At 72.8% G+C, this 21,576-nt stretch carries 21 protein-coding genes, 1 tRNA gene and 1 pseudogene; 15 read left to right on the forward strand and 8 right to left on the reverse strand.

Annotated elements, in window-relative coordinates:
- The first annotated feature begins 157 nt into the window (after positions 1-157).
- The 3 genes from efeU to efeB are packed head-to-tail and all read left to right on the forward strand — an operon-like array spanning position 158 to position 3,412.
- A complete protein-coding gene (gene efeU, locus PSED_RS04580) occupies positions 158-991 on the forward strand; it encodes an iron uptake transporter permease EfeU (protein WP_013673086.1) in 834 nt (277 codons plus the stop codon).
- A 37-nt stretch (positions 992-1,028) separates the two neighbouring features.
- Entirely contained in the window at positions 1,029-2,156 is a 1,128-nt protein-coding gene (gene efeO / locus PSED_RS04585; protein WP_013673087.1) for an iron uptake system protein EfeO, read from the forward strand.
- Positions 2,157-2,164: 8 nt separating this feature from the next.
- Positions 2,165-3,412: an iron uptake transporter deferrochelatase/peroxidase subunit gene (gene efeB, locus PSED_RS04590; RefSeq protein ID WP_013673088.1), complete on the forward strand. Its 1,248-nt coding sequence runs from the start codon at positions 2,165-2,167 to the stop codon at positions 3,410-3,412.
- Between the two features lie 14 nt (positions 3,413-3,426).
- Here efeB and PSED_RS04595 read toward each other — a convergent pair whose 3' ends face one another.
- Entirely contained in the window at positions 3,427-3,864 is a 438-nt protein-coding gene (locus PSED_RS04595) for a tetratricopeptide repeat protein (RefSeq protein WP_013673089.1), read from the reverse strand.
- 172 nt (positions 3,865-4,036) lie between these two features.
- Here PSED_RS04595 and eno point away from each other — a divergent pair, with 172 nt between their 5' ends.
- Genes eno through PSED_RS04610 form a run of 3 tightly spaced genes read left to right on the forward strand, consistent with a single transcriptional unit; the run spans position 4,037 to position 6,374 of the window.
- Positions 4,037-5,329, forward strand: a complete 1,293-nt coding sequence (gene eno, locus PSED_RS04600) for a phosphopyruvate hydratase (protein WP_013673090.1) — start codon at positions 4,037-4,039, stop codon at positions 5,327-5,329.
- A gap of 2 nt (positions 5,330-5,331) precedes the next feature.
- The gene (locus PSED_RS04605) at positions 5,332-5,847 is read left to right on the forward strand and encodes an FtsB family cell division protein (protein ID WP_013673091.1); all 516 of its coding nucleotides are present in this window, start codon (positions 5,332-5,334) and stop codon (positions 5,845-5,847) included.
- Positions 5,844-6,374: a DUF501 domain-containing protein gene (locus PSED_RS04610; RefSeq protein WP_013673092.1), complete on the forward strand. Its 531-nt coding sequence runs from the start codon at positions 5,844-5,846 to the stop codon at positions 6,372-6,374. Before PSED_RS04605 ends, PSED_RS04610 begins: the two co-directional genes overlap by 4 nt.
- Here the strand turns inward: PSED_RS04610 and PSED_RS04615 are convergent.
- On the reverse strand, positions 6,361-7,995 hold the full coding sequence (locus tag PSED_RS04615; RefSeq protein WP_041760451.1) for an acyl-CoA dehydrogenase family protein: 1,635 nt from the start codon (positions 7,993-7,995) through the stop codon (positions 6,361-6,363). The genes PSED_RS04610 and PSED_RS04615 overlap by 14 nt on opposite strands.
- A gap of 591 nt (positions 7,996-8,586) precedes the next feature.
- Between PSED_RS04615 and PSED_RS04620 the strand changes: the two genes are divergently transcribed.
- The 3 genes from PSED_RS04620 (at position 8,587) to PSED_RS04630 (ending at position 11,768) form a co-directional block, all read left to right on the forward strand.
- Positions 8,587-9,540 carry a Ppx/GppA phosphatase family protein gene (locus tag PSED_RS04620; protein ID WP_013673094.1) on the forward strand — a complete coding sequence of 318 codons (954 nt, stop codon included), beginning with the start codon at positions 8,587-8,589 and terminating at the stop codon, positions 9,538-9,540.
- A 9-nt stretch (positions 9,541-9,549) separates the two neighbouring features.
- The gene (locus tag PSED_RS04625) at positions 9,550-10,263 is read left to right on the forward strand and encodes a uracil-DNA glycosylase (RefSeq protein ID WP_013673095.1); all 714 of its coding nucleotides are present in this window, start codon (positions 9,550-9,552) and stop codon (positions 10,261-10,263) included.
- Positions 10,264-10,382: 119 nt separating this feature from the next.
- A complete protein-coding gene (locus tag PSED_RS04630) occupies positions 10,383-11,768 on the forward strand; it encodes an NAD(P)/FAD-dependent oxidoreductase (protein ID WP_041759281.1) in 1,386 nt (461 codons plus the stop codon).
- 162 nt (positions 11,769-11,930) lie between these two features.
- On the opposite strand, the gene PSED_RS04635 is transcribed toward PSED_RS04630, so the two are convergent.
- From PSED_RS04635 to PSED_RS04640, 3 genes and pseudogenes are all read right to left on the reverse strand, one after another.
- Entirely contained in the window at positions 11,931-12,950 is a 1,020-nt protein-coding gene (locus PSED_RS04635; RefSeq protein WP_013673097.1) for an LLM class flavin-dependent oxidoreductase, read from the reverse strand.
- A gap of 55 nt (positions 12,951-13,005) precedes the next feature.
- A complete protein-coding gene (locus PSED_RS35590) occupies positions 13,006-13,182 on the reverse strand; it encodes an SDR family oxidoreductase (protein ID WP_199796519.1) in 177 nt (58 codons plus the stop codon).
- A pseudogene (locus PSED_RS04640) lies at positions 13,148-13,546 on the reverse strand (SDR family NAD(P)-dependent oxidoreductase); the annotation flags it as partial. The pseudogene PSED_RS04640 and the gene PSED_RS35590, both read right to left, overlap by 35 nt.
- Here PSED_RS04640 and PSED_RS04645 point away from each other — a divergent pair.
- The 4 genes from PSED_RS04645 to PSED_RS04660 all read left to right on the forward strand — a co-directional run bounded on the left by PSED_RS04645 (position 13,502) and on the right by PSED_RS04660 (position 16,359).
- On the forward strand, positions 13,502-14,431 hold the full coding sequence (locus PSED_RS04645) for a LysR family transcriptional regulator (protein ID WP_013673099.1): 930 nt from the start codon (positions 13,502-13,504) through the stop codon (positions 14,429-14,431). The pseudogene PSED_RS04640 and the gene PSED_RS04645 overlap by 45 nt on opposite strands.
- 52 nt (positions 14,432-14,483) lie before the next feature.
- Positions 14,484-14,557: transfer RNA gene (locus PSED_RS04650), tRNA-Leu, on the forward strand.
- 99 nt (positions 14,558-14,656) lie between these two features.
- Positions 14,657-15,199 (forward strand): dihydrofolate reductase family protein, encoded by a 543-nt coding sequence (locus PSED_RS04655; protein WP_013673100.1) that lies wholly within the window; start codon positions 14,657-14,659, stop codon positions 15,197-15,199.
- Between the two features lie 686 nt (positions 15,200-15,885).
- Positions 15,886-16,359 carry a hypothetical protein gene (locus PSED_RS04660; RefSeq protein WP_013673101.1) on the forward strand — a complete coding sequence of 158 codons (474 nt, stop codon included), beginning with the start codon at positions 15,886-15,888 and terminating at the stop codon, positions 16,357-16,359.
- 89 nt (positions 16,360-16,448) lie between these two features.
- On the opposite strand, the gene PSED_RS04665 is transcribed toward PSED_RS04660, so the two are convergent.
- Complete coding sequence (locus PSED_RS04665) at positions 16,449-16,790, reverse strand: hypothetical protein (protein WP_049803309.1); 342 nt, start codon at positions 16,788-16,790, stop codon at positions 16,449-16,451.
- A gap of 306 nt (positions 16,791-17,096) precedes the next feature.
- Here PSED_RS04665 and istA point away from each other — a divergent pair, with 306 nt between their 5' ends.
- Both istA and istB read left to right on the forward strand, forming a co-directional pair.
- Complete coding sequence (istA, locus tag PSED_RS04670; RefSeq protein ID WP_103384716.1) at positions 17,097-18,656, forward strand: IS21 family transposase; 1,560 nt, start codon at positions 17,097-17,099, stop codon at positions 18,654-18,656.
- Positions 18,653-19,432 (forward strand): IS21-like element helper ATPase IstB, encoded by a 780-nt coding sequence (gene istB / locus PSED_RS04675; RefSeq protein WP_013673103.1) that lies wholly within the window; start codon positions 18,653-18,655, stop codon positions 19,430-19,432. Before istA ends, istB begins: the two co-directional genes overlap by 4 nt.
- Here the strand turns inward: istB and PSED_RS04680 are convergent.
- A complete protein-coding gene (locus tag PSED_RS04680; RefSeq protein ID WP_083845085.1) occupies positions 19,419-19,868 on the reverse strand; it encodes an SAM-dependent methyltransferase in 450 nt (149 codons plus the stop codon). The genes istB and PSED_RS04680 overlap by 14 nt on opposite strands.
- A 1,155-nt stretch (positions 19,869-21,023) precedes the next feature.
- A complete protein-coding gene (locus tag PSED_RS04685) occupies positions 21,024-21,416 on the reverse strand; it encodes a VOC family protein (protein ID WP_013673104.1) in 393 nt (130 codons plus the stop codon).
- Positions 21,417-21,576 lie beyond the last annotated feature (160 nt).

The following is a 21,576-nucleotide window of genomic DNA, read 5'->3' on the forward strand; positions in this document are numbered from 1 at the left end:
CGGGGAGTAATCGAACAAACACCCGACAAATGGACGGTCGACGCATTGCTCCGCTGTTATCCGAGGCTATTGACAGCCAATCGCAGGAATACCTAACTTCGTCTCGCCCGGCCGCGCGGAATGTGCGAGCCGGTGTCGCGGAAAGAAGGTCGTCGGGGTGCTCGCCACGTTCATCATCGGGCTGCGTGAAGGGCTCGAGGCATCCCTGATCGTGGGGATCATCGCGAGCTTCCTCGTCGCCCGCGGGCGCCGCGACGCCCTCCGGTCGGTGTGGATCGGCGTCGGCATCGCGATCCTCCTCTGCCTCGCCGTCGGGACCGTGCTGGAGATCGTCACGGCCGACCTGCCGCAGGCCGCGCAGGAGGGTCTCGAGACCGTCATCGGTCTGCTGGCCGTCGCGATGGTCACCTACATGGTCGTCTGGATGCGCCGGCACGCCCGCGGGATGCGCGGTGCGCTGGAGTCCTCGGCCGGCGCGGCGCTCGTCGCCGGGTCCACCACCGCACTGGTCGCCATGGCCTTCCTCGCCGTGCTCCGCGAGGGCTTCGAGACGGCGGTGTTCCTGCTCGCGGCGTTCCAGGCCTCGACGTCACCGCTGCTCGCGGGACTGGGTGCGCTGCTCGGCGTGCTCGTCGCCGTCGCGCTCGGCTACGGCATCTACCGCGGCGGCGTGAAGCTCGACATGGCCCGGTTCTTCCGGGTCACCGGCGCCGTGCTCGTGATCGTGGCCGGGGGGCTGCTGATGACGGCGGCGCACACCGCGCACGAGGCCGGCTGGATCGACATCGGCCAGACGCGCGCGTTCGACCTGTCCTGGCTCGTCCTGCCCGGCACGCCCGTCTCGTCCCTGCTGACCGGCGTCCTCGGCATCCAGCCCTACCCGGTGGTCCTCGAGGTCCTCGTCTGGCTGGTCTACGTCGTCCCGCTGTTGGTCTACGTGCTCGCTCCCACCACGAAGCGGCGCAGGCCGGCTCCGCAGCCGGTCGCCTGACCCCCCCACCCCGTTCCACCATCGAGGAGCACGACCCGTGACCCCCACCCGATCCCGCGCGGCCTGCGCCGCCGCCGCGGTGCTCTCCGCCGGGCTGCTCGCCGCGGCCTGCGCGAGCTCGCCGCAGCCGTCCGCGGGCGGCCCGCCCGCGACGAACGTCTCGATCGAGATCAGCGACGCCGGCTGCGGCCCGAACCCCGCCACCGTTCCGACGGGCCCGGTGAACTTCGCGGTGACCAACCCGGCGTCGGACAAGGTGACCGAGGCCGAGGTACTGGGCGGCGGCAAGATCCTCGGTGAGAAGGAGAACATCACCCCCGGCCTCGACGGCGCCTTCTCGCTGCGCCTGGACCCCGGCACCTACAGCGTCTACTGCCCGGGCGCGGCCAAGGACACATGGGCGTTCACCGTGCAGGGCAACGGGTCCGCCGCGGCGGACACTTCGCTCACCGCCGCGACGCAGGCCTACCACGACTACGTCGTGACCGAGGTCGGCCAGCTGCAGACCGCCGCGAAGACCTTCACCGACGCCGTGCGTGCCGGGGACATTTCTGCTGCCGAGCAGGCGTACGCCCCGGCCCGGGTGCACTACGAGAGCATCGAGCCCGTCGCCGAGAGCTTCGGCGACCTCGACCCCGCGATCGACGCCCGGATCGACGACGTCACCGACCCGACGCAGTGGACCGGCTTCCACCGGATCGAGAAGGCGCTGTGGGCCGACCACTCGCTCGCGGGGATGGCGCCCGTCGCCGACAAGCTCGACGCCGACATCGCGACGCTGAAGGCGAAGGTCGCGACGAACACCTACCAGCCCGCCGAGCTCGCCAACGGCGCGTCGGACCTGCTCACCGAGGTCTCGACCAGCAAGGTCACCGGTGAGGAGGACCGCTACTCGCACACCGACCTGTGGGACTTCGCCGCGAACATCGACGGCGCCCGCAAGGCGTTCGAGCTGCTGCAGCCCGCCCTCGCCGCCACGGACCCCGACCTGGCCCAGCAGCTCGAGGCCCGGTTCACCGACGTCGTCAACGGGCTCGCGAAGTACAGGTCCGGCAACGGCTACGAGGACTACGGCGCCGTCACCGACACGGACCGGCGCTCGCTCGCGGACTCGGTCAACGCGCTGGCCGAGCCGCTCTCGCAGGTCGCGGGAAAGGTGGTCTGACGCACCCCATGGAACTGTCCCGGCGCCGGCTCCTGCAGGGCATCGCGGGGGCCGGCGCCGCCGGCGCGGGACTGGCCCTTGCGGGCTGTGCCCCGTCGGCGGCCGCCGCACCGACCGACGTCGTCGACTTCCACGGCCCGCACCAGGCCGGCATCGCCACGGCCGTGCAGGACCGGTTGGCGTTCATGACGTTCGACGTCACCTCCACGAGCCGCGCGGACGTCGTCGAGCTGCTGAAGAGCTGGACGACGGCGGCGGAGGCGATGACCCGGGGCGCAGCCGTCCCCGGCGCCCCGCCCGACGACCAGGTCCCGCCCGCCGACACCGGCGAGGCCGTCGGCCTGCCCGCCGCGCGGCTGACCGTCACCGTCGGCTTCGGGCCGTCGCTGTTCACCGGCCCGGACGGCTCCGACCGCTTCGGCCTGGCCGCCCGCCGTCCCGCCGCGTTCGTGCCGCTGCCCGCGCTCCCCGGCGAGCTGCTCGACCCCGCCCGCAGCGGCGGCGACATCGCCGTCCAGGCGTGTTCCGACGACCCGCAGGTCGCGTTCCACGCCGTGCGCAACCTCGCCCGGATCGGGCGCGGCACCGTCGTCGCCCGGTGGGCGGAGCTGGGGTTCGGCAAGACGTCGTCGACCCAGGGGTCGGCCGACGGCGACCCCGGCGGGACCCCGCGCAACCTCATGGGGTTCAAGGACGGCACCCGCAACATCGTCGGCACCGACGACGCCGCGCTCGACCAGCACGTCTGGGTCGCCGACGCCGACGGGCAGGGCTGGCTCGGCGGCGGCAGCTACCTCGTCGCCCGCCGGATCCGCATGTTCGTCGAACCGTGGGACCGTGACCGGCTCGGCGACCAGGAGGCCGTCTTCGGCCGGTTCAAGGACTCCGGCGCACCGCTGACGGGCAAGGCCGAGTTCGACGCGCCCGACTACGCCGCGACGGGCGCCGACGGGCCCGTCATCCCCGCGAACGCCCACATCAGGCTCGCCTCGCCGGAGAACAACGGCGGCCTGCGCATCCTGCGGCGCGGCTACTCCTACACCGACGGGATCGACGCCACGACCGGCACCCTCGACGCCGGGCTGTTCTTCCTCGCCTACATGCGCGACCCGAACCAGTTCGTGACGTTGCAACGCAAGCTCGGCACCAGCGACGCGCTCAACGAGTACATCCGCCACGTCGGTTCGGGACTGTTCGCGGTGCCGCCGGGAACCTCCGGCCCCGACGACTGGTGGGGCCGCGCCCTGTTCTCCTGATCGTGAGCGGGCCGTCAGGCCGGCTCGGCCCGGTCCATGGCGACGCGGGCCCGCAGCTCGCCGAGCGCCTCCTGGTACTCCGGCCGGGGGTCCATCGCGGCGGCCATCTTGAGCTGCGCCAACGCCTCGGACAGCCGGGCCTGGCGCTGGAAGGTCTTGCCGAGCGCGAACCGCGCGTAGTGATCGGCCGGGTCGAGCTCGAGCACCCGGCTGAAGGCCTGCTCGGCGCGGAGCAGCTGCGCCGAGTCGAAGTAGGCGCGCCCGGCGAGCAGGTGCACGGAGGCGTCGTTCGGCTGGCTGTCGAGCACCGGTCCGAGCGCCTGCAGCGCGTCGAGCGGGCGCCGGTCCGACAGCAGCAGCTCCGCGCGGCGGAACGACGCGAAGACGTCGTGGACGGTCCCGGACCGGTCGTCGTCGGGCTCCGGTGCGTCTGATCCCCGCGGCATCGTCATGGTCGTTCCACGGTAGGGGGCGGGCAGGGGATCCGCGAGGCTTGACAACGCGCCGCGCGGCCGCTCGCGCGAAAGGGTGCGACACCACACGGGTTCCTGCGCGGTGCCGCCGTTCGGGCCGGTTAGGCTGGCCCACCGGATCCACGGCACAACCGCAGGAACGGGAGCACTGGTGGCGGTCATCGAGCAGGTCGGCGCACGCGAGATCCTCGACTCGCGAGGGAACCCGACGGTCGAGGTGGAGGTCGCCCTCGACGACGGCACCCTCGCCAGGGCCGCGGTCCCGTCCGGCGCCTCGACCGGTGAGCACGAGGCCGTCGAGCTGCGCGACGGCGACGCGAAGCGCTACGGCGGCAAGGGCGTCGAGAAGGCCGTCGCCGCGGTGCTCGACGAGATCGGCCCGGAGCTGACCGGCATGGAGGCCGTCGACCAGCGCCTGGTCGACCAGCGCCTCGTCGACCTCGACGGCACCCCCGACAAGTCCCGCCTCGGCGCGAACGCCCTGCTCGGGGTGTCGCTGGCCGTCGCGAAGGCGGCGGCGGAGTCGTCGGGCCTGGAGCTCTTCCGCTACGTCGGCGGCCCCAACGCGCACGTGCTGCCGGTGCCGATGATGAACATCCTCAACGGTGGCGCGCACGCCGACACCTCGGTCGACGTGCAGGAGTTCATGATCGCGCCGATCGGTGCGGAGTCGTTCCGCGAGGCGCTGCGCTGGGGGGCCGAGGTCTACCACGCGCTCAAGGCGGTGCTGAAGAAGAACGGCCTGGCCACGGGCCTCGGCGACGAGGGCGGCTTCGCGCCCGACGTCGCGGGCGGCACCCGCGGAGCGCTGGAGCTGATCTCCAGCGCCATCGAGACCACCGGTTTCTCGCTGGGCACCGACGTCGTGCTCGCGCTCGACGTCGCGGCCACGGAGTTCTTCGAGAAGGGCTCCTACAGCTACGAGGGCAAGCAGCTGGGCTCGGCGGAGCTGTCGGCCGTGTGGGCCGGCCTCGTCGACGAGTTCCCGCTGGTCTCCATCGAGGACCCGCTGGCGGAGGACGACTGGGACGGCTGGGTGTCGCTGACCGAGTCGATCGGCGGCAAGGTCCAGCTCGTCGGCGACGACCTGTTCGTCACCAACCCCGAGCGTCTCGAGGACGGCATCCTGCGCGGCGCCGCGAACGCGCTTCTGGTCAAGGTCAACCAGATCGGCACGCTGTCGGAGACCCTCGACGCGGTGACGCTGGCCCAGTCGGCCGGCTACCGCTGCATGATGAGCCACCGCTCGGGCGAGACCGAGGACACCACGATCGCCGACCTGGCCGTCGCCACCTCCTGCGGCCAGATCAAGACCGGCGCGCCCGCGCGGTCCGAGCGGGTCGCCAAGTACAACCAGCTCCTGCGCATCGAGGAGGCACTGGGCGACGCCGCGCGGTACGCCGGCGAGCTGGCCTTCCCGCGGTACGCGGTACCTCAGGGCTGAGCGTGCCCGCAGCGGCCGAGGAGCGGGCCCGGTCCCGGGGCGACCGGGGCCGCGGATCGGCTGCGGCACGCCCGTCGCCCACCAGTCGTCGCGCACGCGAGCCGCAGCTCACCCGGTCCCGCTCGCGCGGCGTCGTCGCCGCGACGACGGGGTTCCTGGGCGTCTCCTCGACGCGCCGGGCGGCGATCCTCGCCGTCGTCGTGTGCGCGCTGGCGCTCACCGTGGCGGTGCCGCTGCGCAACTACGTGGCGCAGCGTCAGCAGCTCGCCGACATGGACCGTCAGCAGCAGCAGCTCGCCGCGCAGGTCGACCAGCTCAACCAGGAGCGTGCCCGGCTCTCCGATCCCGACGAGGTCTCGGCGCAGGCCCGCAGCCGGCTCGGGTACGTCATGCCCGGCGAGGTGCCCTACGTCGTCGAGCTGCCGGTCCCGCCGCCGAGCCCCGACGAGATCGCCGCGGGTCAGCCATGGTTCCAGCGACTCTGGAACGACGTGTCGAAAGGTTCCCCCGCACCGTGACCTCCCCGGCTCCCTCGATCTCCGACGCCGACCGGGCCGCCGTGACCGCCCAGCTCGGGCGGGCGCCGCGCGCGGTTCGCGAGGTCGCGCACCGCTGCCCGTGCGGGCTGCCGTCGGTCGTCGCCACCTCGCCGCGGCTGGAGGACGGAACCCCGTTCCCGACGCTGTTCTACCTCACCTGTTCGCGGCTGGCGTCGAAGCTGGGCACGCTCGAGGCCGACGGCCGGATGCGCGAGATGACCGAGCGGCTGCGGACCGACCCCGAGCTCGCCGCGGCCTACCAGCGCGCGCACGAGGCCTACCTCGCCGAACGCGACGCGATCGAGCCGCTGGGCACCGACGTCAGTGCGGGCGGGATGCCCGGGCGGGTCAAGTGCCTGCACGTGCACGCCGGGCACGCGCTCGCGCGCGGGCGCGGCATCAACCCGTTCGGCGACGAGGCGCTCGACGAGGTCGGCGAGTGGTGGGCCGCGGGGCCGTGCGTGCACGTCGACCGGCCGGGCGACGAGACCGCTACCCGGGACTGACCCGCTCGACCAGGGCCTCGCTGTGCGCCGCGGCGGGCAGCGTGCCCGCGGTGCGCCACGGCCCGTCGGGCAGGAAGCGCGACGACACGAACGCCGACGCGACCTCCTCCGGCGCGAACCGCAGCAGCAGCGAGCCCTGCATGCACAGCGCCAGCAGCTCGGCGAGCCTGCGGGCCGTGCGCTGCTCGCGCGAGCGCAGCTCGGTCCGCAGCTCGGTGCGGGCCCGGTCGAACCACGAGTCCGCCCCGGCCGCCGCGTCGATCTCGCGCAGCACGGCCTCCTGCGAGTCCGGCTCGCGGGTGACGGCGCGCAGCACGTCGAGCGCGGTGACGTTGCCCGAGCCCTCCCACACCGAGTTGAGCGGCGCCTCGCGGTAGAGCCGCGGCATCCCCGACTCCTCGACGTACCCGTTGCCGCCCAGACATTCCAGCGCCTCCGCGACGACCGCCGGGGCCCGCTTGCAGACGAGGTACTTCGACGCGGGCAGCGCCAGCCGCAGGAAGTCGGTCTCACCCCGGTCGACCGCGCCCGCGAGCCGCATCGTCAGCGCGGTCGCGGCCTCGGACTCCAGCGCCAGGTCGGCCACGACCGCCTGCATCAGCGGCTGGTCGACCAGCCGCTCGCCGAACGCGCGACGGTGCGTCACGTGATGCACGGCCTCGGTCAGCGCGGCCCGGATGACCGACGCCGACCCGATCACGCAGTCCAGCCGCGTCATCGAGACCATCTCGATGATCGTGACGACGCCGCGGCCCTCCTCGCCGAGCCGCCAGCCGACCGCGTCGTCGTACTCCAGCTCCGCCGACGCGTTGGACCTGTTGCCCAGCTTGTCCTTGAGCCGCTGCAGCCGGATCGCGTTGCGCGTGCCGTCGGGAAGGACGCGCGGGAGCACGAAGCAGGTCAGCCCCGCCGGGGCCTGGGCCAGCGTCAGGAACAGGTCGTTCATCGGGGCGGAGGTGAACCACTTGTGCCCGGTCAGCCGGTAGGTGCCGTCGGATGACGGGGTGGCGACGGTGGTGCCGGCCCGCACGTCGGACCCGCCCTGCTTCTCGGTCATCGACATGCCCGCGAGCAGGCCCGTCTTGCTGTCGGGACGGGCGAGGCCGGGCTGGTACTCGCGTGCGGTGAGGCCGGGGACGTAGGCCGCGGCGAGCTCGTCGTCGTGGCGCAGCGCCGGGACCGACGCGTAGGTCATCGAGATCGGGCAGCAGTGCCCCTGCTCCAGCTGTCCGACCAGGTAGAACCCCGCGGCCCGCGCCACGTGCGCGCCCGTCCCCGGGTCGGCCAGCCACGGCGCCGCGTGCAGACCCCAGCCGACGGACAGGTCCATCAGGGCGTGCCACGACGGGTGGAACTCGACCTCGTCGACACGGTGCCCGTAGCGGTCGTGGGTGCGCAGGATCGGGTGGTTCTCGTTGGCCAGCCGGGCGTGCTCGCGGTACTCCGGCGACGCGATCCGCTCGCCCAGCTGGCGCATCGTCGGGAGGGCGCCGCCCGCACCCTCCCGCTCGACGGCGTCGACGAGCGCGGGGTCGCAGGCCAGCGGGTCGTACCCGGACAGCGGAGGTGGCTGGTTGGTGACCTCGTGCGTCCCGAGGTCGACGCCCGGCCCGGGCGGCACGGGTTCGGCGCGGACGGTGCGCGGCACGCGGGGCCGGGTGGTCGAGGGCGCCGGACCGGCGATCGGGTCGTCGTCGCGTCCGCTCCCGGCCGGAGCCGCCCGTCCGCCCTGCGATGCGCCGCTCGGCCGGGCGCCGTAGTGCGGGGTGCTCCCGTGCCGGGAGCTCTCGGACCCAGTGCCGGTGCCGGGGGAGTCGTCGGTCGTCGCGCGCGCGTCGGTTCCGGTGCTGTCGGTTCCGGTGCTGTCGGTTCCGGTGCTGCCGATCCCGGTGATGTCGATGCGCGGCAACGCTGCGCCACCCTCGGCCGGCTCGGTCGGCCCGGCCGGTCGCGGGGCGGGTACCGCGGACCCGGCGTCCACCGCCGCCCCGCGGTCGTGTGTGTCGCGGGTGCCGCCCTCCGGGGTGCGGCCCGCTGCCCGGCCGGGCCCGGCCGTGTCCCGCGTCGCCCGCCCGCCCCCGTGCGATTCTGCGCTGACCACGGTGCGAGGGTAGCGGCGAGTCCACCCGTTCGGGGCCGTCCACGTACGAACGCGGGCACCGTGCCGCGTACGGTGACGCAGGTCCGGCCCGCGATCGCGTGAGGAGTCTCGATGCCCCGGGTGGCTGCCATCGACTGCGGGACGAACTCGATCCGTCTGCTCGTCGCCGACGTGACCGCCGGTTCCGGCGGGTTCGACCTGCGCGACGTGCACCGCGAGATGCGGATCGTCCGGCTGGGCAAGGGCGTCGACGCCACCGGGAGGCTCGATCCCGAGGCGCTCGAGCGCACCCGCGCGGCGCTCGTCGACTACACGGCGATCCTGCGCCGCAAGGGCGCCGAGCGGGTGCGGATGGTCGCGACCTCGGCCACGCGCGACGCCTCGAACCGCGAGGACTTCTTCGGGATGGTCCGCGACGTGCTCGGCACCGACGCCGAGGTCATCAGCGGCGACGAGGAGGCGACGCTGTCCTTCGTCGGCGCCGTGGGTGACCTCGACCCGGCTGACGGGCCGTTCGTCGTCGTCGACGTCGGCGGCGGCTCCACCGAGCTCGTCATCGGCGACCTCTCCGACGACGGCACCGCCACCGTCCGCGCCGCCCGCAGCGTCGACGTGGGCAGTGTCCGGCTCACCGAGCGCTGCCTGCCCGGCGACCCGCCGTCGGCCGACGACGTCGCCGCCGCCCGCGAGACGGCCGCCGGAATCCTCGACGCCGCGTTCGACGCCGTCCCGCTCGACGGTGCGGCGACGTGGGTCGGCGTCGCCGGGACGATCACGACGCTGTCGGGGATCGCGCAGGACCTGCCGGAGTACGACCCGGTGGCCGTGCACCTGTCCCGGCTCACCCGCGCCGACCTGCACGCGCTGGCCGACCGGCTCGTGACGGCGACACGGCCCGAGCGCGAGGCGATGGGGGCGCTGCACCCCGGCCGGGTCGACGTCATCGGCGCCGGCGCGATCATCGTCTCCGTGCTCGCCGACGAGCTGCACGCCCGCACCGGCATCGAGGAGATCGTGGTCTCCGAGCACGACATCCTCGACGGCATCGCCCGCTCGATCGCCTGACCCGCCGTCGTGTCCGCCCCCGCGACGCTCGCCCTCCTCGACGACGAGGTGTCGCGCTGCCGCGCGTGCCCCCGGCTGGTGGCCTGGCGGGAGAAGGTCGCCGCGGAGAAGCGCGCCGCGTACCGCGACCAGACCTACTGGGGGCGGCCGGTCCCCGGCTTCGGTCCCGCCGACGCCGCGCTGCTGATCGTCGGGCTCGCGCCCGCCGCGCACGGCGGAAACCGCACCGGCCGGATGTTCACCGGCGACCGCTCCGGCGACGTCCTCTACGCCGCCCTGCACGCCGTCGGCCTGGCCAACCAGCCGATCGCCGTCTCGGCCGACGACGGGCTCGCCCTGCGCGGCACCAGGATCACCGCCCCGGTGCACTGCGCCCCGCCCGACAACAAGCCCACGACCGAGGAGCGCGACACCTGCCGCCGCTGGCTCGACGCCGAGCTCGCGCTGCTGGCGCCGACGTTGCGCACGGTCGTCGTGCTCGGGGCGTTCGGGTGGCAGTCGCTGCTGCCGGTGCTCGGCGAGAACGGGTGGGACGTCCCCCGGCCCCGGCCGCGCTTCGGGCACGGCGCGCACGTCGTCCTGACCGGGCGCCGGGGCCCGCTGCAGGTCTTCGGCAGCTACCACGTCAGCCAGCAGAACACCTTCACCGGGAAGCTCACGCCGGCGATGCTCGAGGACGTGCTCCGGGCCGCCGGCCGGTCCGCTGGTCTGATCGACGGCTGATCGGCCCGACCGGGGCGAGTATCACCCGAATGGTCGTCTTGACCGTCACAGGCGTGTGTCGTAACACGATCGGCCCCCTTGACTGGGTTTTCCAGGCCGTCTGGTGGGAAAATCCAGTCATGGCTCGGACCACCAGGATCGTCATCGTCGGCGGTGGCTACGTCGGCATGTACACCGCGCTGCGGCTGCAGAAGAAGCTGCGCCGCGGCGAGGCCGACGTCACGGTGATCGATCCGCAGTCCCACATGACCTACCAGCCCTTCCTCCCGGAGGCGGCCGCCGGGTCCATCGAGCCCCGGCACGTCGTCGTGCCGCTGCGCCGGGTGCTGCGGGGCTGCCATGTCGTCACCGGACGCGTCACCTCGATCAGCCACGAGAAGCGCGAGGTCGTCGCCGAGCTCGCGGCCGGGAACGAGGCCACGTTCGGCTACGACGTGCTCGTCGTCGCGCCCGGGTCGGTCGCGCGCACGCTGCCCGTCCCCGGGCTGGCCGAGCACGGTATCGCGTTCAAGACCGTCGGCGAGGCCATCTACCTGCGCAACCACGTGCTCTCGCGGCTCGACGCCGCGTCGACGACCACCGACCCGCGGCTGCGTCGCAAGCTGCTGACGTTCCTCGTCGTGGGTGGTGGCTACGCGGGTATCGAGGCACTGGCAGAGCTGGCCGACATGGCCCGGCACGCCAGCAAGTACTACGAGAACGTCAACCGCGAGGACATCCGTTGGGTGCTCGTCGAGGCGGCCAACCGGATCATGCCGGAGGTCGGCCCGAAGCTCGGGCGCTACACCGTGGAGCGCCTGCTCGATGCCGACATCGAGGTCAACCTCGAGACCCGGGTCGTGTCCATGGTGGACGGTCACGTCGAGCTCGACGACGGCCAGTCGTTCGACACTGACACCATCATCTGGACCGCGGGCGTCAAGCCCAACCCGATGCTGGAGAACACCGACCTGCCCCGCGACGCCCGCGGCCGGGTCGACTGCACCGCGATGCTGCAGGTCGTCGGGATGCCCGACGTCTTCAGCGCCGGCGACTGCGCCTCGGTGCCCGACCTCTCCAAGGACGACCCCGAAGCCCGGACCAGCCCGTCGGCGCAGCACGCCGTCCGGCAGGCGAAGGTGCTGGGCGACAACCTCGTCGCCCACATCCGCGGCCGCAAGCTCAGCGAGTACCGGCACTCCTACGCCGGCTCGGTCGCCAGCCTCGGCCTGTACAAGGGTGTCGCGGAGATCTACGGCATCAAGCTGCGCGGGATCGTCGCCTGGTTCATGCACCGCACCTACCACGTGAGCCGGATGCCCACCTGGAACCGCCGGGTCCGGATCGTCTTCGACTGGACGGGCGCCCTGGTCCTGGGGCGCGAGGTCGTCGCGCTGGGGCAGATCCACGAGCCGCGCGCGGAGTTCAGCCGGGTCGCGGGCCCGCCCGCGCCGCGCCCGATGCCGCCCGCGGAGAACCCGGCGTCGGCACCGACGACGCAGGAGCGGGTCGTCAGCGGCGCCTGAGCACGGGCACCGTCGGCCTCGATGGGCCGGTGGCCGGCCCGCGCGACGTTCGTCGCCGGTACCGGCCACCGTCCGTCCGGTGGCTGCCGCGTGGTGATCGCTGCGCTGTCCGGTGATTGCTGCGCCGTCCGGCAATCGCGGCGCCCTCCGACGAGCGCCGCGTCAGCCGGCGACCGGTGCCGGGAGGCGGCCGAGGGCGACGAGGCGCTCGGTGATCTCGCGCAGGGCCGCGGCCTGGTCGGCCTGACCCATGATGAACATGACCCCGTCGCAGCCGTCGGCCTCGAGCCGGTCGAGCCGCGCGCGCCAGCGGTCCTCGTCGCCCCAGACGCACAGGTGGTCGATCAGGTAGTCCGCCAGTGCCGGGGTCACGACGTCCAGGTTGGCCGGGCGGGAGTTGTCGGCGTGGAAGGCGTAGTCGTAGCGGCGCCACATCTCCCGCACGTCGCGTTCGATCTCCGCCGGCAGGTTGCGGTCGGAGAGATCACCCCGGAACGCCCGGTTGGCCATGGCGACGATCATCGCGCCCAGGTCGTCGCGCACCTCGTCCTTGGTCGCGCGCACCGACGCGCTCGGGCCGACCCATACCGACCGCGAGCCACCCCGGGTGCGGACGGCCGCGACCCGTCGCGCGATCACGTCCGCATCCAGGGTCCCCCCGTAGAAGAGCCCGTCGCCGACGCGGCCGGCCAGTTCCGTCCCACGCGGGCCGTCGGCGGCGACCAGCAGCTCGGGCCGCGTGCGCGCGAACCCGGTCCCGGGGATGCGACTGTCCGGGTAGGTCGTGGACGAGTACGCGGCAGGTTCGCCGCGCCAGTAGGACTCGAGCGCGCCGACACCCTCCTCCAGCTCGGCCATCGTCGCCGGTGCGAGCCCGAGACCGCGCGCCGCGCTGTTCCCGGTGCCGATCGCGGCCATGCCACGGCCGCCCGTGAACTCGTTGAACGTCGCGAGCAGGTTGCCGACGATCACCGGGTGCCGCGCGACCAAGTGCGTGACCATGGGGCCGATCCGGATGCGCTCCGTCGCCCGGGCGACCTCCAGCTGGTGGAGGAAGCTGTCCTGGTAGACGGTCGGGGAGTCCGCCACACCCATCCAGTGGTAGCCGGCGGCGTCGCCGATCCTCGCCACCTCGCGCGTCTCGTCGAGGTTGCGCGGCAACAGCATGAACCCGAACTTCATTCTCGCCTCGTCTCCAGGGGTCCGGAACCGTCAGGCCGTCGGCGTCGCGCGGTGCTCACGCCGCCACGCTGCCGCCGCCGTCCACGCGGATCGTCTGGCCGGTGATGAAACCGGCATCCTCCGACAGCAGGAAGCAGATCGCGGCGGCGAGCTCGTCCGGAGCGCCGAGGGTCGAGATCGATGGAACCCAGCGGCGCGAGCGCGACCAGCCCGACGTTGTTGACGACGGCATCGACCGTGCCGCCCGAGACGACGGCTTCCAGCGCGGCCGCGGTGGCCTCGCGGTCGGCGAGGTCGGCGACGTGGCACTCGCCGGGGAAGTCCGCGGGAGCGCGGCGCGCGATCCCCATCGGCCGGTGCCCGGTTGCGGCCAGTCGCGCCGAGACCGACCTCCCGATCCCCTTGGACGCTCCGGTGATCAGCACCCGTCTGCTCGTCACGCGCTCTCTTCCTTCCGCCGGCCTGCGGCATAACGCTACGGTTGTGACATCGTCATGTGAAATGTCATCGCAGGTATGACTGCATAACAGTGGGCGAACGCGGAGGTCGGGGTGACGCTGCTCCAGCTCAGGGTGCTGCTCGCGGTGGCGGAGCACGGCGGGTTCACCGCCGCCGGGACCGCGTTGGGCATGTCCCAGCCCGCTGTGAGCCGGGCCGTGTCCGCGCTGGAGTCCGAGCTCGACACCGTGTTGCTGAGGCGGGGCCGCGACGGCGTCGCCCTCACCGACGCCGGCGCCCGCGCCGCGACGCACGCGCGCGAGGCGCTCCGGCAGGTCGACCTGCTGCGCACCGAGGTCGCCGCCGTCTCGGGCCGGGTGACCGGCACGTTGCGGCTGGCCAGCCTGCCGTCGGCGACCGGCACCCTGATCGCGGCGCGGCTGCGCGGGTTCGCCGAGCGGTATCCACTGGTGACGGTGCGCCTGCTCGAGGGCAGCGACGAGGAGATCCGCGACTGGCTGGACCAGGGCGTGGTGGACGCGGGCGTCGTCACGCTGCCGGCTCCCGGGCTGCACCTTGAGTTGCTCGACAGCCACGAGATGGTCGCCGTCCTGCCCGCCGGTCACGCGCTGGGCGCGGGCGACACCGTCACCTACCAGGCGTTGGCCGCCGAACCGTTCATCCGTTCCAGCTGCGGGTGCGCGCGGGTGTTCGAGGGCGTGGCGCGGGAGGTCGGGGTCCGGCTCGACCCGGCGTTCGAAGCACGGGAGCTGTCGGCGGTGCTGGAGATGGTCGGTGCCGGGCTGGGGGTGAGCATCGTGCCGGCGGTGGCCCTGCGGACCGTGCCCGCCGAGACGATCGTCCGGCCGCTCGTGCCGCGGACCGTGCGCACCCTCGGGGTCGCGGCCGCCGCCGGCGCGTCGCCCGCCGCCCGGGCCTTCCTCGAGGAGGTCGCGAGGACCCGCAAGGTGGTGGTACCGGTGAGCGCGGACGCCGGCCGTGCGCCCCTCGCCGCGCCGGTCGACGCGGCACGCCCGGTGTGACCACAGTGGACATCCGGGAGGTTCGCTCGCCGACCTCTAAGCTGCGCCTCGGGCCCCCGTAGCCCAACCGGCAGAGGCAGGCCCCTTAAAAGGGTCACAGTGTGGGTTCGAATCCCACCGGGGGCACCCCTGCGCACCTGCCCGATAATGGCCCTGGCCTGCGAGGTGATGACGACGGTCCGCCTTTGACGATGAGTTCGTGACGGACGGGGGGTCTTCACCGGTATGAGCGATTCGGACGCCGGCCTCGGCAAGGTCGTTGTGAACAGGGCGATGTCGCTGGACGGCTTCATCGCCGGCCCCGACGACGCGATGGACTGGGTCGTCGAGTACGAGATCGAGTACGCGTTCTCCGAGGTCATGCATGCCACCGGCGCCATGCTGGCCGGCCGGGTGACCTATGAGGTCGGCAAACGGATGTCGGGCGGGGACGCCACCTACGACGGGGGGCCGGTCTTCGTCCTGACGCACCGGCCGCCGGACGAGCCGGAGCCCGGGGCCACGTTCCTCACCTGCGACCTCGCCGAGGCCGTCGCCACGGCGCGTGCCGCCGCGGGCGGGAAGAACCTCGAGATCCTCGGTGCCGACGTGGCGAGCCAGTGCCTGCAGCAAGGGCTCGTCGACGAGGTCCTGGTCTACGTCCTACCCGTTCTGCTCGGCGACGGCGTGCGTTTCTCGACGTCGGGCCTCGGCCGGATCGACCTGGAACCTCTCGGCAGCACGCAGTCAGGCCCTGTGACGGTGCTCCGCTTCCGCGTCCAGAAGTAGAGCGGGCGTCCGTCGAGCGGCTCGAGTGGGCGCTCCGTCGCGGCCGTCGGCAGATTCGCGCTCGAGGTGCCACGGACGGACCACGAGCGGTACTTCCCTGCGGCAGCGGTGCCCGGGACTGATTGTCGTCGACGCAGGTCCTATTTTGTGATTTCACACCTCGACGGCCTGCAGGGTCCCTAGTGGGGCGCGGGTGGGCCGAGCTCCGCCCGCCTGGCACCGCTGCTGGTCAGCCACGGTGCACCGAGACGGGAGCCGATCCGTCGGCCGGCAGAAGGCGGGCGGTACGAATTGCCTTGCGGCCCGGTGGACGGGTCGGAAAGGTGAACCCTCGCCGCGAGGAAGAATCAGCGTCAGGACTGGCGATCGGGGCGGAAGGCGCAGAGGACGCACACAGTTGCACCACGTGGGCGGCTCACCGAAGGTCGACCACGAGCGGCGCTGGCCGCGCGCGTCGAGACAGCAGCGAGCGGGCGCTTGACTGCAGCTCGGCTTGGGCATGGCCTGGCGGTCCCGAGAGACCGCGCAAACGCCTCAGAAGCGTTCCTAGGCAGTCGGATCCATCGCCGTGTTCGGTCGCGCCGTAACGAACAACTCTTCGGTGACGAAAGGTCGGGTGACGGCCTCCTGCGAGTTCGGCTCGAACTTGGTCGGCGAGACCTACTCATACAAGGACTGACGCCACCATGGAATCCATCCTCGCCCGCACCCTGGCCATCCTGCCCTTGGGCGTGCTGGCCGTGGGGCTCGTCACCGCCTGCTCCGACCAGGTCCCGCCCCCGACGGCGCCTGCCGCCGTCACCGCACCTGCGGCACCGCCGACAACCGTGCAGGCCACCACCCCAGACCCGACGCCGCCGCCCACGCCGGCTCCGGCCCGGCCCACGGCGCCCAAGGCCAATGGGAAGCCCAAGGTCGCCTACTCGTGCGAGCCCAACGCGCCGGCGAAGTTCGGCGACCCCGCCCACCCGAACACGATCACGAACAAGTCCTGCCCGGCCCTGAACGCCGCCAAGGAAAGAGCCGCCCGCGACTACCAGCGCAAACTGGACGCGGAACATCGCGCCGTCAGCGACGCCGCGCTGCAGGCGTGCCGCGAGCAGACCGGCCAGACCACCGCCCAGTGCCAGGCACAGGCCCGCGCCGGTCTGGCCTCCTGACCGAACTCGGCGCGAGGTCAGCGGCAGGGGGCAGACAGCGGCAAGCGCGGGACGGGGCCTATCGCAGGGTCGCGCGCGGCACGCGTCGCTCAGCCCGCATCGTCATGACCAGGGCGGGTCAGCGGGGCCATCGTGTACTCGACCGGGATGGTCGTGATCGGCTCGTCGAGCACCGCGGCTTCGGGTCGCCGCGCCACCGCCCGGACGTAACCGAGGTGGCGGCCGGCGTCGGTCCGGACGGCGTCGATCTCGGCGGTGTTGTCCGGGGCGACGACATGTTGCCACTCCAGCCAGTGTCGCCAGCCGTCGGGCATCGTGTCCGCGACCTCGACAGCGAGCACGCCGCTGCGCTCCCAGTGCCGCCGCCACCACGCGGCCGAGTGCAGGCACGCGAGGCTCGGTTCCCACCATGCCGCGAGGTGCTCGGGCACGGGCCCGGCGAACTCGGAGAGCAGCCCGCTCCCGGCGATCCCGATCTGCCCGCCGGGTTCGACGAAGCGGGCGAGGTAGCTCGCGTACAGGTCGTCGGTGCCGTAGTAGACGAACGATGTCCGTGGCCATGAAAAAGTCCCCGCTGGTGGCCAGGTGCAGGTCCTCGCGGGTGGCCGTGTGAGGTCCCCGCTGGTGGCCAGTTAGAAGTCCCCGGTCCCTCGTCGTGTCGTACCGGGCGGTGAGGCCCTGGGCGGTGACGGTGGCGGTTGTCGAAGCCAGCCACCGCACCGCCCAGGGGTCTCCCATTGAAGTCTGCGAGGGAACGGATGGACATCATTTCGGCCTATCGGGAGGTGGGCAGTTATCGCGGCGCGGCCGCGATCTGCGCCACGACCCCGAAGACGGTGCGCCGGGTCATCGAACGCCATGAGGGAGGAGGTGTTGCGCCGCAACGCAAGCCACGGCCCCGGAACTACGAGTCGGTCGCCGAGCTGGTCGCGGCCCGGGTCGGGAAGACCCAGGGCAGGATCTCGGCGAAGCGGCTGCTGCCCGAAGCCCGCGCGGCCGGCTACGAGGGCTCGGCACGCAACTTCCGCCGCCTGGTCGCGACGGTAAAGGCCGACTGGCGCCGCGATCATCACCGCGGCCGCCGTCCGGCGGTGTGGTCCCCGGGCGAGCACCTGGTCATCGACTGGGGCGTGCTCGCCGGGCTACACGTGTTCTGCGCGGTGCTGGCCTGGTCGCGGGTGCGGTTCGTCCGCTTCGCCACCGACGAACGCGCCGAGACGACCCTGACCATGCTCGCCGAGTGCTTCGAGACCCTCGGCGGGGTCCCCAAGGTCGTGCTCGCCGACCGGATGGGCTGCCTGAAAGCCGCCGTGGTCGCCGACCATGTCGTTCCGACGCCGGACTACGTGCGCTTCGCCAGCCACTACCGGTTCCGCCCAGACTTCTGCCATGGAGCCGATCCGGAGTCCAAGGGCATCGTGGAGAACCTCGTCGGCTACGCCAAGTCCGACCTGATCATCGGCTGTGGTCTCGTCGCCGACCTCGACTCCAGCACAGGTCAGCGGCCGGTGGACCTTGCCGCGGCCAACGAGGCCGCCCGGCAGTGGTGCGTCGAGGTGAACGCGGCGACGCACTCGGAGATCGCCGCCGTTCCGGCCCGGCGCCTGGCCGAGCACGAGCTCGCCGTGTTGGGCGGATTGCCGTCGCTGCGGCCGCGGGTCACCGGCCCGGCCGTGCTGCGCAAGGTCGACCGGCTCTCCTGTGTCCGGTTCGGCTCGGCTCGCTACTCGGTGCCCACCACCGCGATCGGCACCCGGGTCGAGGTCCGCACCCACGCCGACCGGCTCACCATCCTCACCACCGCCACGCCCGGCAGCATGACCGGTGGGGTGGTGTTGGCCGAGCACCGCCTGGTCGGGCCGGGTGAGGCGTCGGTGATCGACGCGCATTACGGCGGTCCCCGCCCTGCCACTCCGGTTCGGGCCGTCCGCCCCAAGACCGCGCAGGAGAAGGCGTTCTGCGCGCTCGGCCCGATCGCGGCGGCGTTCCTGACCGGCGCCGCCGCGGCCGGATCGGCCCGTCTCGGGACTGAGTTGGGTGAGCTGCTGGGCCTCGGGCAGGCCCACGGCGAACAGGCGCTGCTCGACGCGCTGGCCCGGGCGACGGCGTTCCGGCGGTGGCGAGCCGAGGACGTCCGCTCGATCCTCGCCGCCGGCGCGGCCGCACCCAGGCCCCGCCCGGCCGGAGAAGCCCTGGTCGTCGAGCTGCCCGCGGTCCCGACCCGCTCCCTGGCCGACTACGCCATCACCACCACTACCGAGCCGGACACCGCGGTGGTCGATGGGGATGCGTCATGACCGCGAGCAAGCCCCCGGCGCTCGATGCTGACCTCGAGGCCGGGCTCAAGCGGCTCAAGCTCGCTGCGATGCGCCGCCTGGCTCCGGAGCTGTTGCTCACCGCCCGGACCCAGCGCTGGCGCCCCGAAGAGCTGCTACGCACCCTGGTCGAGGCCGAGGTCGCCGCCCGGGACGCCTCCAACATCGCGAACCGGCGCAAGGCCGCCGGGTTCCCGGTCGCCAAGACCCTCGACGAGTTCGACCTGTCCGCCTCCTCGATCCCGAAGGCCACGTTCGACTACCTCGCCTCACTCGAGTGGATCCGCGCTCCGGAGAACCTCGCCCTGGTCGGGCCGGCAGGGACCGGAAAGTCCCACCTGCTCGTCGCCCTCGGCACCGCGGCGGTCGAGGCCGGGCACCGGGTCCGCTACTTCACCGCGGCCGAGCTGGTCGAAGCGCTCTACCGCGGCCTGGCCGACAACTCCGTCGGCCGGCTGATCGGCCAGACCCTGCGCCACGACCTGATCATCATCGACGAGATCGGGTTCGCCCCGCTCGACGACACCGCCGCCCAGCTGCTGTTCCGGCTCGTCGCCGCCGCCTATGAACGCCGCAGCCTCGCCATCAGCTCGCACTGGCCCTTCGATCAATGGGGACGGTTCATGCCCGAACACACCACCGCGGTCAGCCTGCTCGACCGGCTCCTGCACCACGCCCACGTCGTCGTCACCAGCGGCGACTCCTACCGCATGCGCGAGGCCAGGACCGCGAAGGGAGCCCCCATCAACACCAGCTGAACGACCCCGGACCGGGGACTTTCACCTGGCCACCAGCGGGGACCACGAACTGGCCGTTGACAAACGAGTCGATGCTGACGATCGCGTCGAAGAATCCTGCGGCGAACGGTAGCGCCCGGGCGTCGGCGTGGATCGGGAACACGCTGTGCTCGACGCCGGCGTCGCGGATCCGGGCCAGCCGCTCGTCGGCGCCGAACCACAGGTCGGTGGCCCAGACCTGCACGCCCAGCTCACGGTGCAGGAAGATCGACGAGGCGCCGCGTCCGCAGCCCAGGTCCAGCACGCGCATCCCGGAGTGCAGGTCCATCGCCTCGACCAGCCACTCGGTGAGCCACAGCGAGTTCGCCCCGCCGCTCACCGCGGCGAGGACCCAGTCCGGGTGATATGCCGACGACCGCGGGAACCGCTCGTTGACCGGCTGCCCCTCCTGCGCCATCCCAGCACCTCTCGTTCGTGGTCCGTGAACCATCCGAAGACGGCATGGATCAACTGCTGTCGGGTCGGGCCGGGTTCCCCCGGTGGCGAATCGTCCACCCCGCGCCGTCTGCGGCAAAGCAGTTATCCCGTGACGCCGGAAGGCGCTGGGGGTCGAACACCAGACGTCGCCTCCTTCGGGCGGGCCAGGTCTGCTCCCGCCGCTGCTTGTCAGCCCGCCCGCCCCGCAGCGGCCCGGCCGTCGCAACGACCGTCGACACGGCGGACGCGCTCGCCGGCGTGTTGGCGGGGCGTGGGGTGGCCGGTGATCGTCGGTTGCAGGGCATGGGCGCACGTCGATGCGCTCAGGTGATCATCGCGGGGGTGGGGGGTCGGGGGCCCGGAGCGGGCCGGGTGCGTTCGTGCGGTGCCCCGGGGTGTCGCGTCCCGTGGGTGATCGCCGCACGCGGGACATGGGCGTGCGTGGATGCGCTCAGGTCCCTGGCACGGTGATCATCCGCGGGTCAGGGCGCCACGGGGAAGGCGGGCTCGCTGTGGTGTCCGCTGGTGATCGCCGGTTGCGGGACATGGGCGCATGTGGCGGCGCTCAGGTCCCTGCCTCGATGATCACCCGCGGCTGGGATGCCCGAGGCTGCGGCGGGCTCGGGGTTGCGGCAGGCCCCGGTGAGGTCGCGCTGGCGGGGCGTTGCCAGTGGTGATCGTCGGTTGGGGGACTTGGGCGCATGTGGGTGCGCTGAGGTCCCGGTGTAAGGGATCATCCGCGGGGTTGGGGCGTCTGGGGGCGCAGGCAGGCGTGCTTGCTGTGGTGCTCCAGAGTAGGTCTCCGTGGGTGATCGCGGCTCGCGGGACTTGGGCGCATGTGGCTGCGCTCAGGTCCCCGGCTCGGTGATCATCCGAGGCTCGGGCGCCCGGGGTGTCACGGGCCCAGGGCGTTGGCCGGGGTGATCGTGAGGTGAGGGACATCGGCGCGTGGATGCGCTCAGGTCCCTGCTTCGATGATCACCCGGGGTCGACGCCCGCCAGCCGGGGCCCGAACCCGGTTTGGGGGCTGAACCCAGGTCTGAAGCCCGAACCCGAGCTCCGGCCTGAACCGACTTCGGCCACCCGGGCCCGAACCCGAGGCCGGGTCCCCGATCCGAGGCGGTCGTCGAGGACCTCAGTCGGTCGGACCGGAGAAGCCGATCAGCACACCTCCCGGCGCGCGGACGAGCGCGGTGCACACGCCCGGCATTATCTTCGTCGGCGGCGTGACCGGCTCGGCGCCGGCCTCCACGGCGTGGGCGAAGGCGGCGTGTGTGTCCCGGACGTGCACCGTCGGCGTGCTGCCGGGCTGTTCAGCGGGGGCCGTCCGCCGGATGCCCCCGCCGCCGACGTCCGAGTAGGCGAACAGGTGGTAGTCGCCCGACCCCGTGGGGAAGGGCGGCCGGAAGGACCACCCGAGGACGTCGGCGCACCAGGCCCGCGTGGCCTCGACGTCGTCGCTGGCGAAGTCGGTGTGCGTGATCCAGCCGTAGACGCCATCGGTGAACTCGTGCGTGGGCTCTGTCATCGTCATCCTCTCGGACGGGTGTCGGTACCCGTCCGACTGTCCGACGGCGCCCGACTCATCGGCGGTCCGGTCGGTGACTCCCGCGCGCCGCAACAATTCCGGGCACTGACGTGGACTCGCGATCCACGACCGGGGCCCGCGCGCGTGGGCCGGAGGACGG

Source organism: Pseudonocardia benzenivorans CB1190 (genome assembly GCF_000196675.2).
GTDB classification, from domain to species: Bacteria; Actinomycetota; Actinomycetes; order Mycobacteriales; family Pseudonocardiaceae; genus Pseudonocardia; species Pseudonocardia benzenivorans.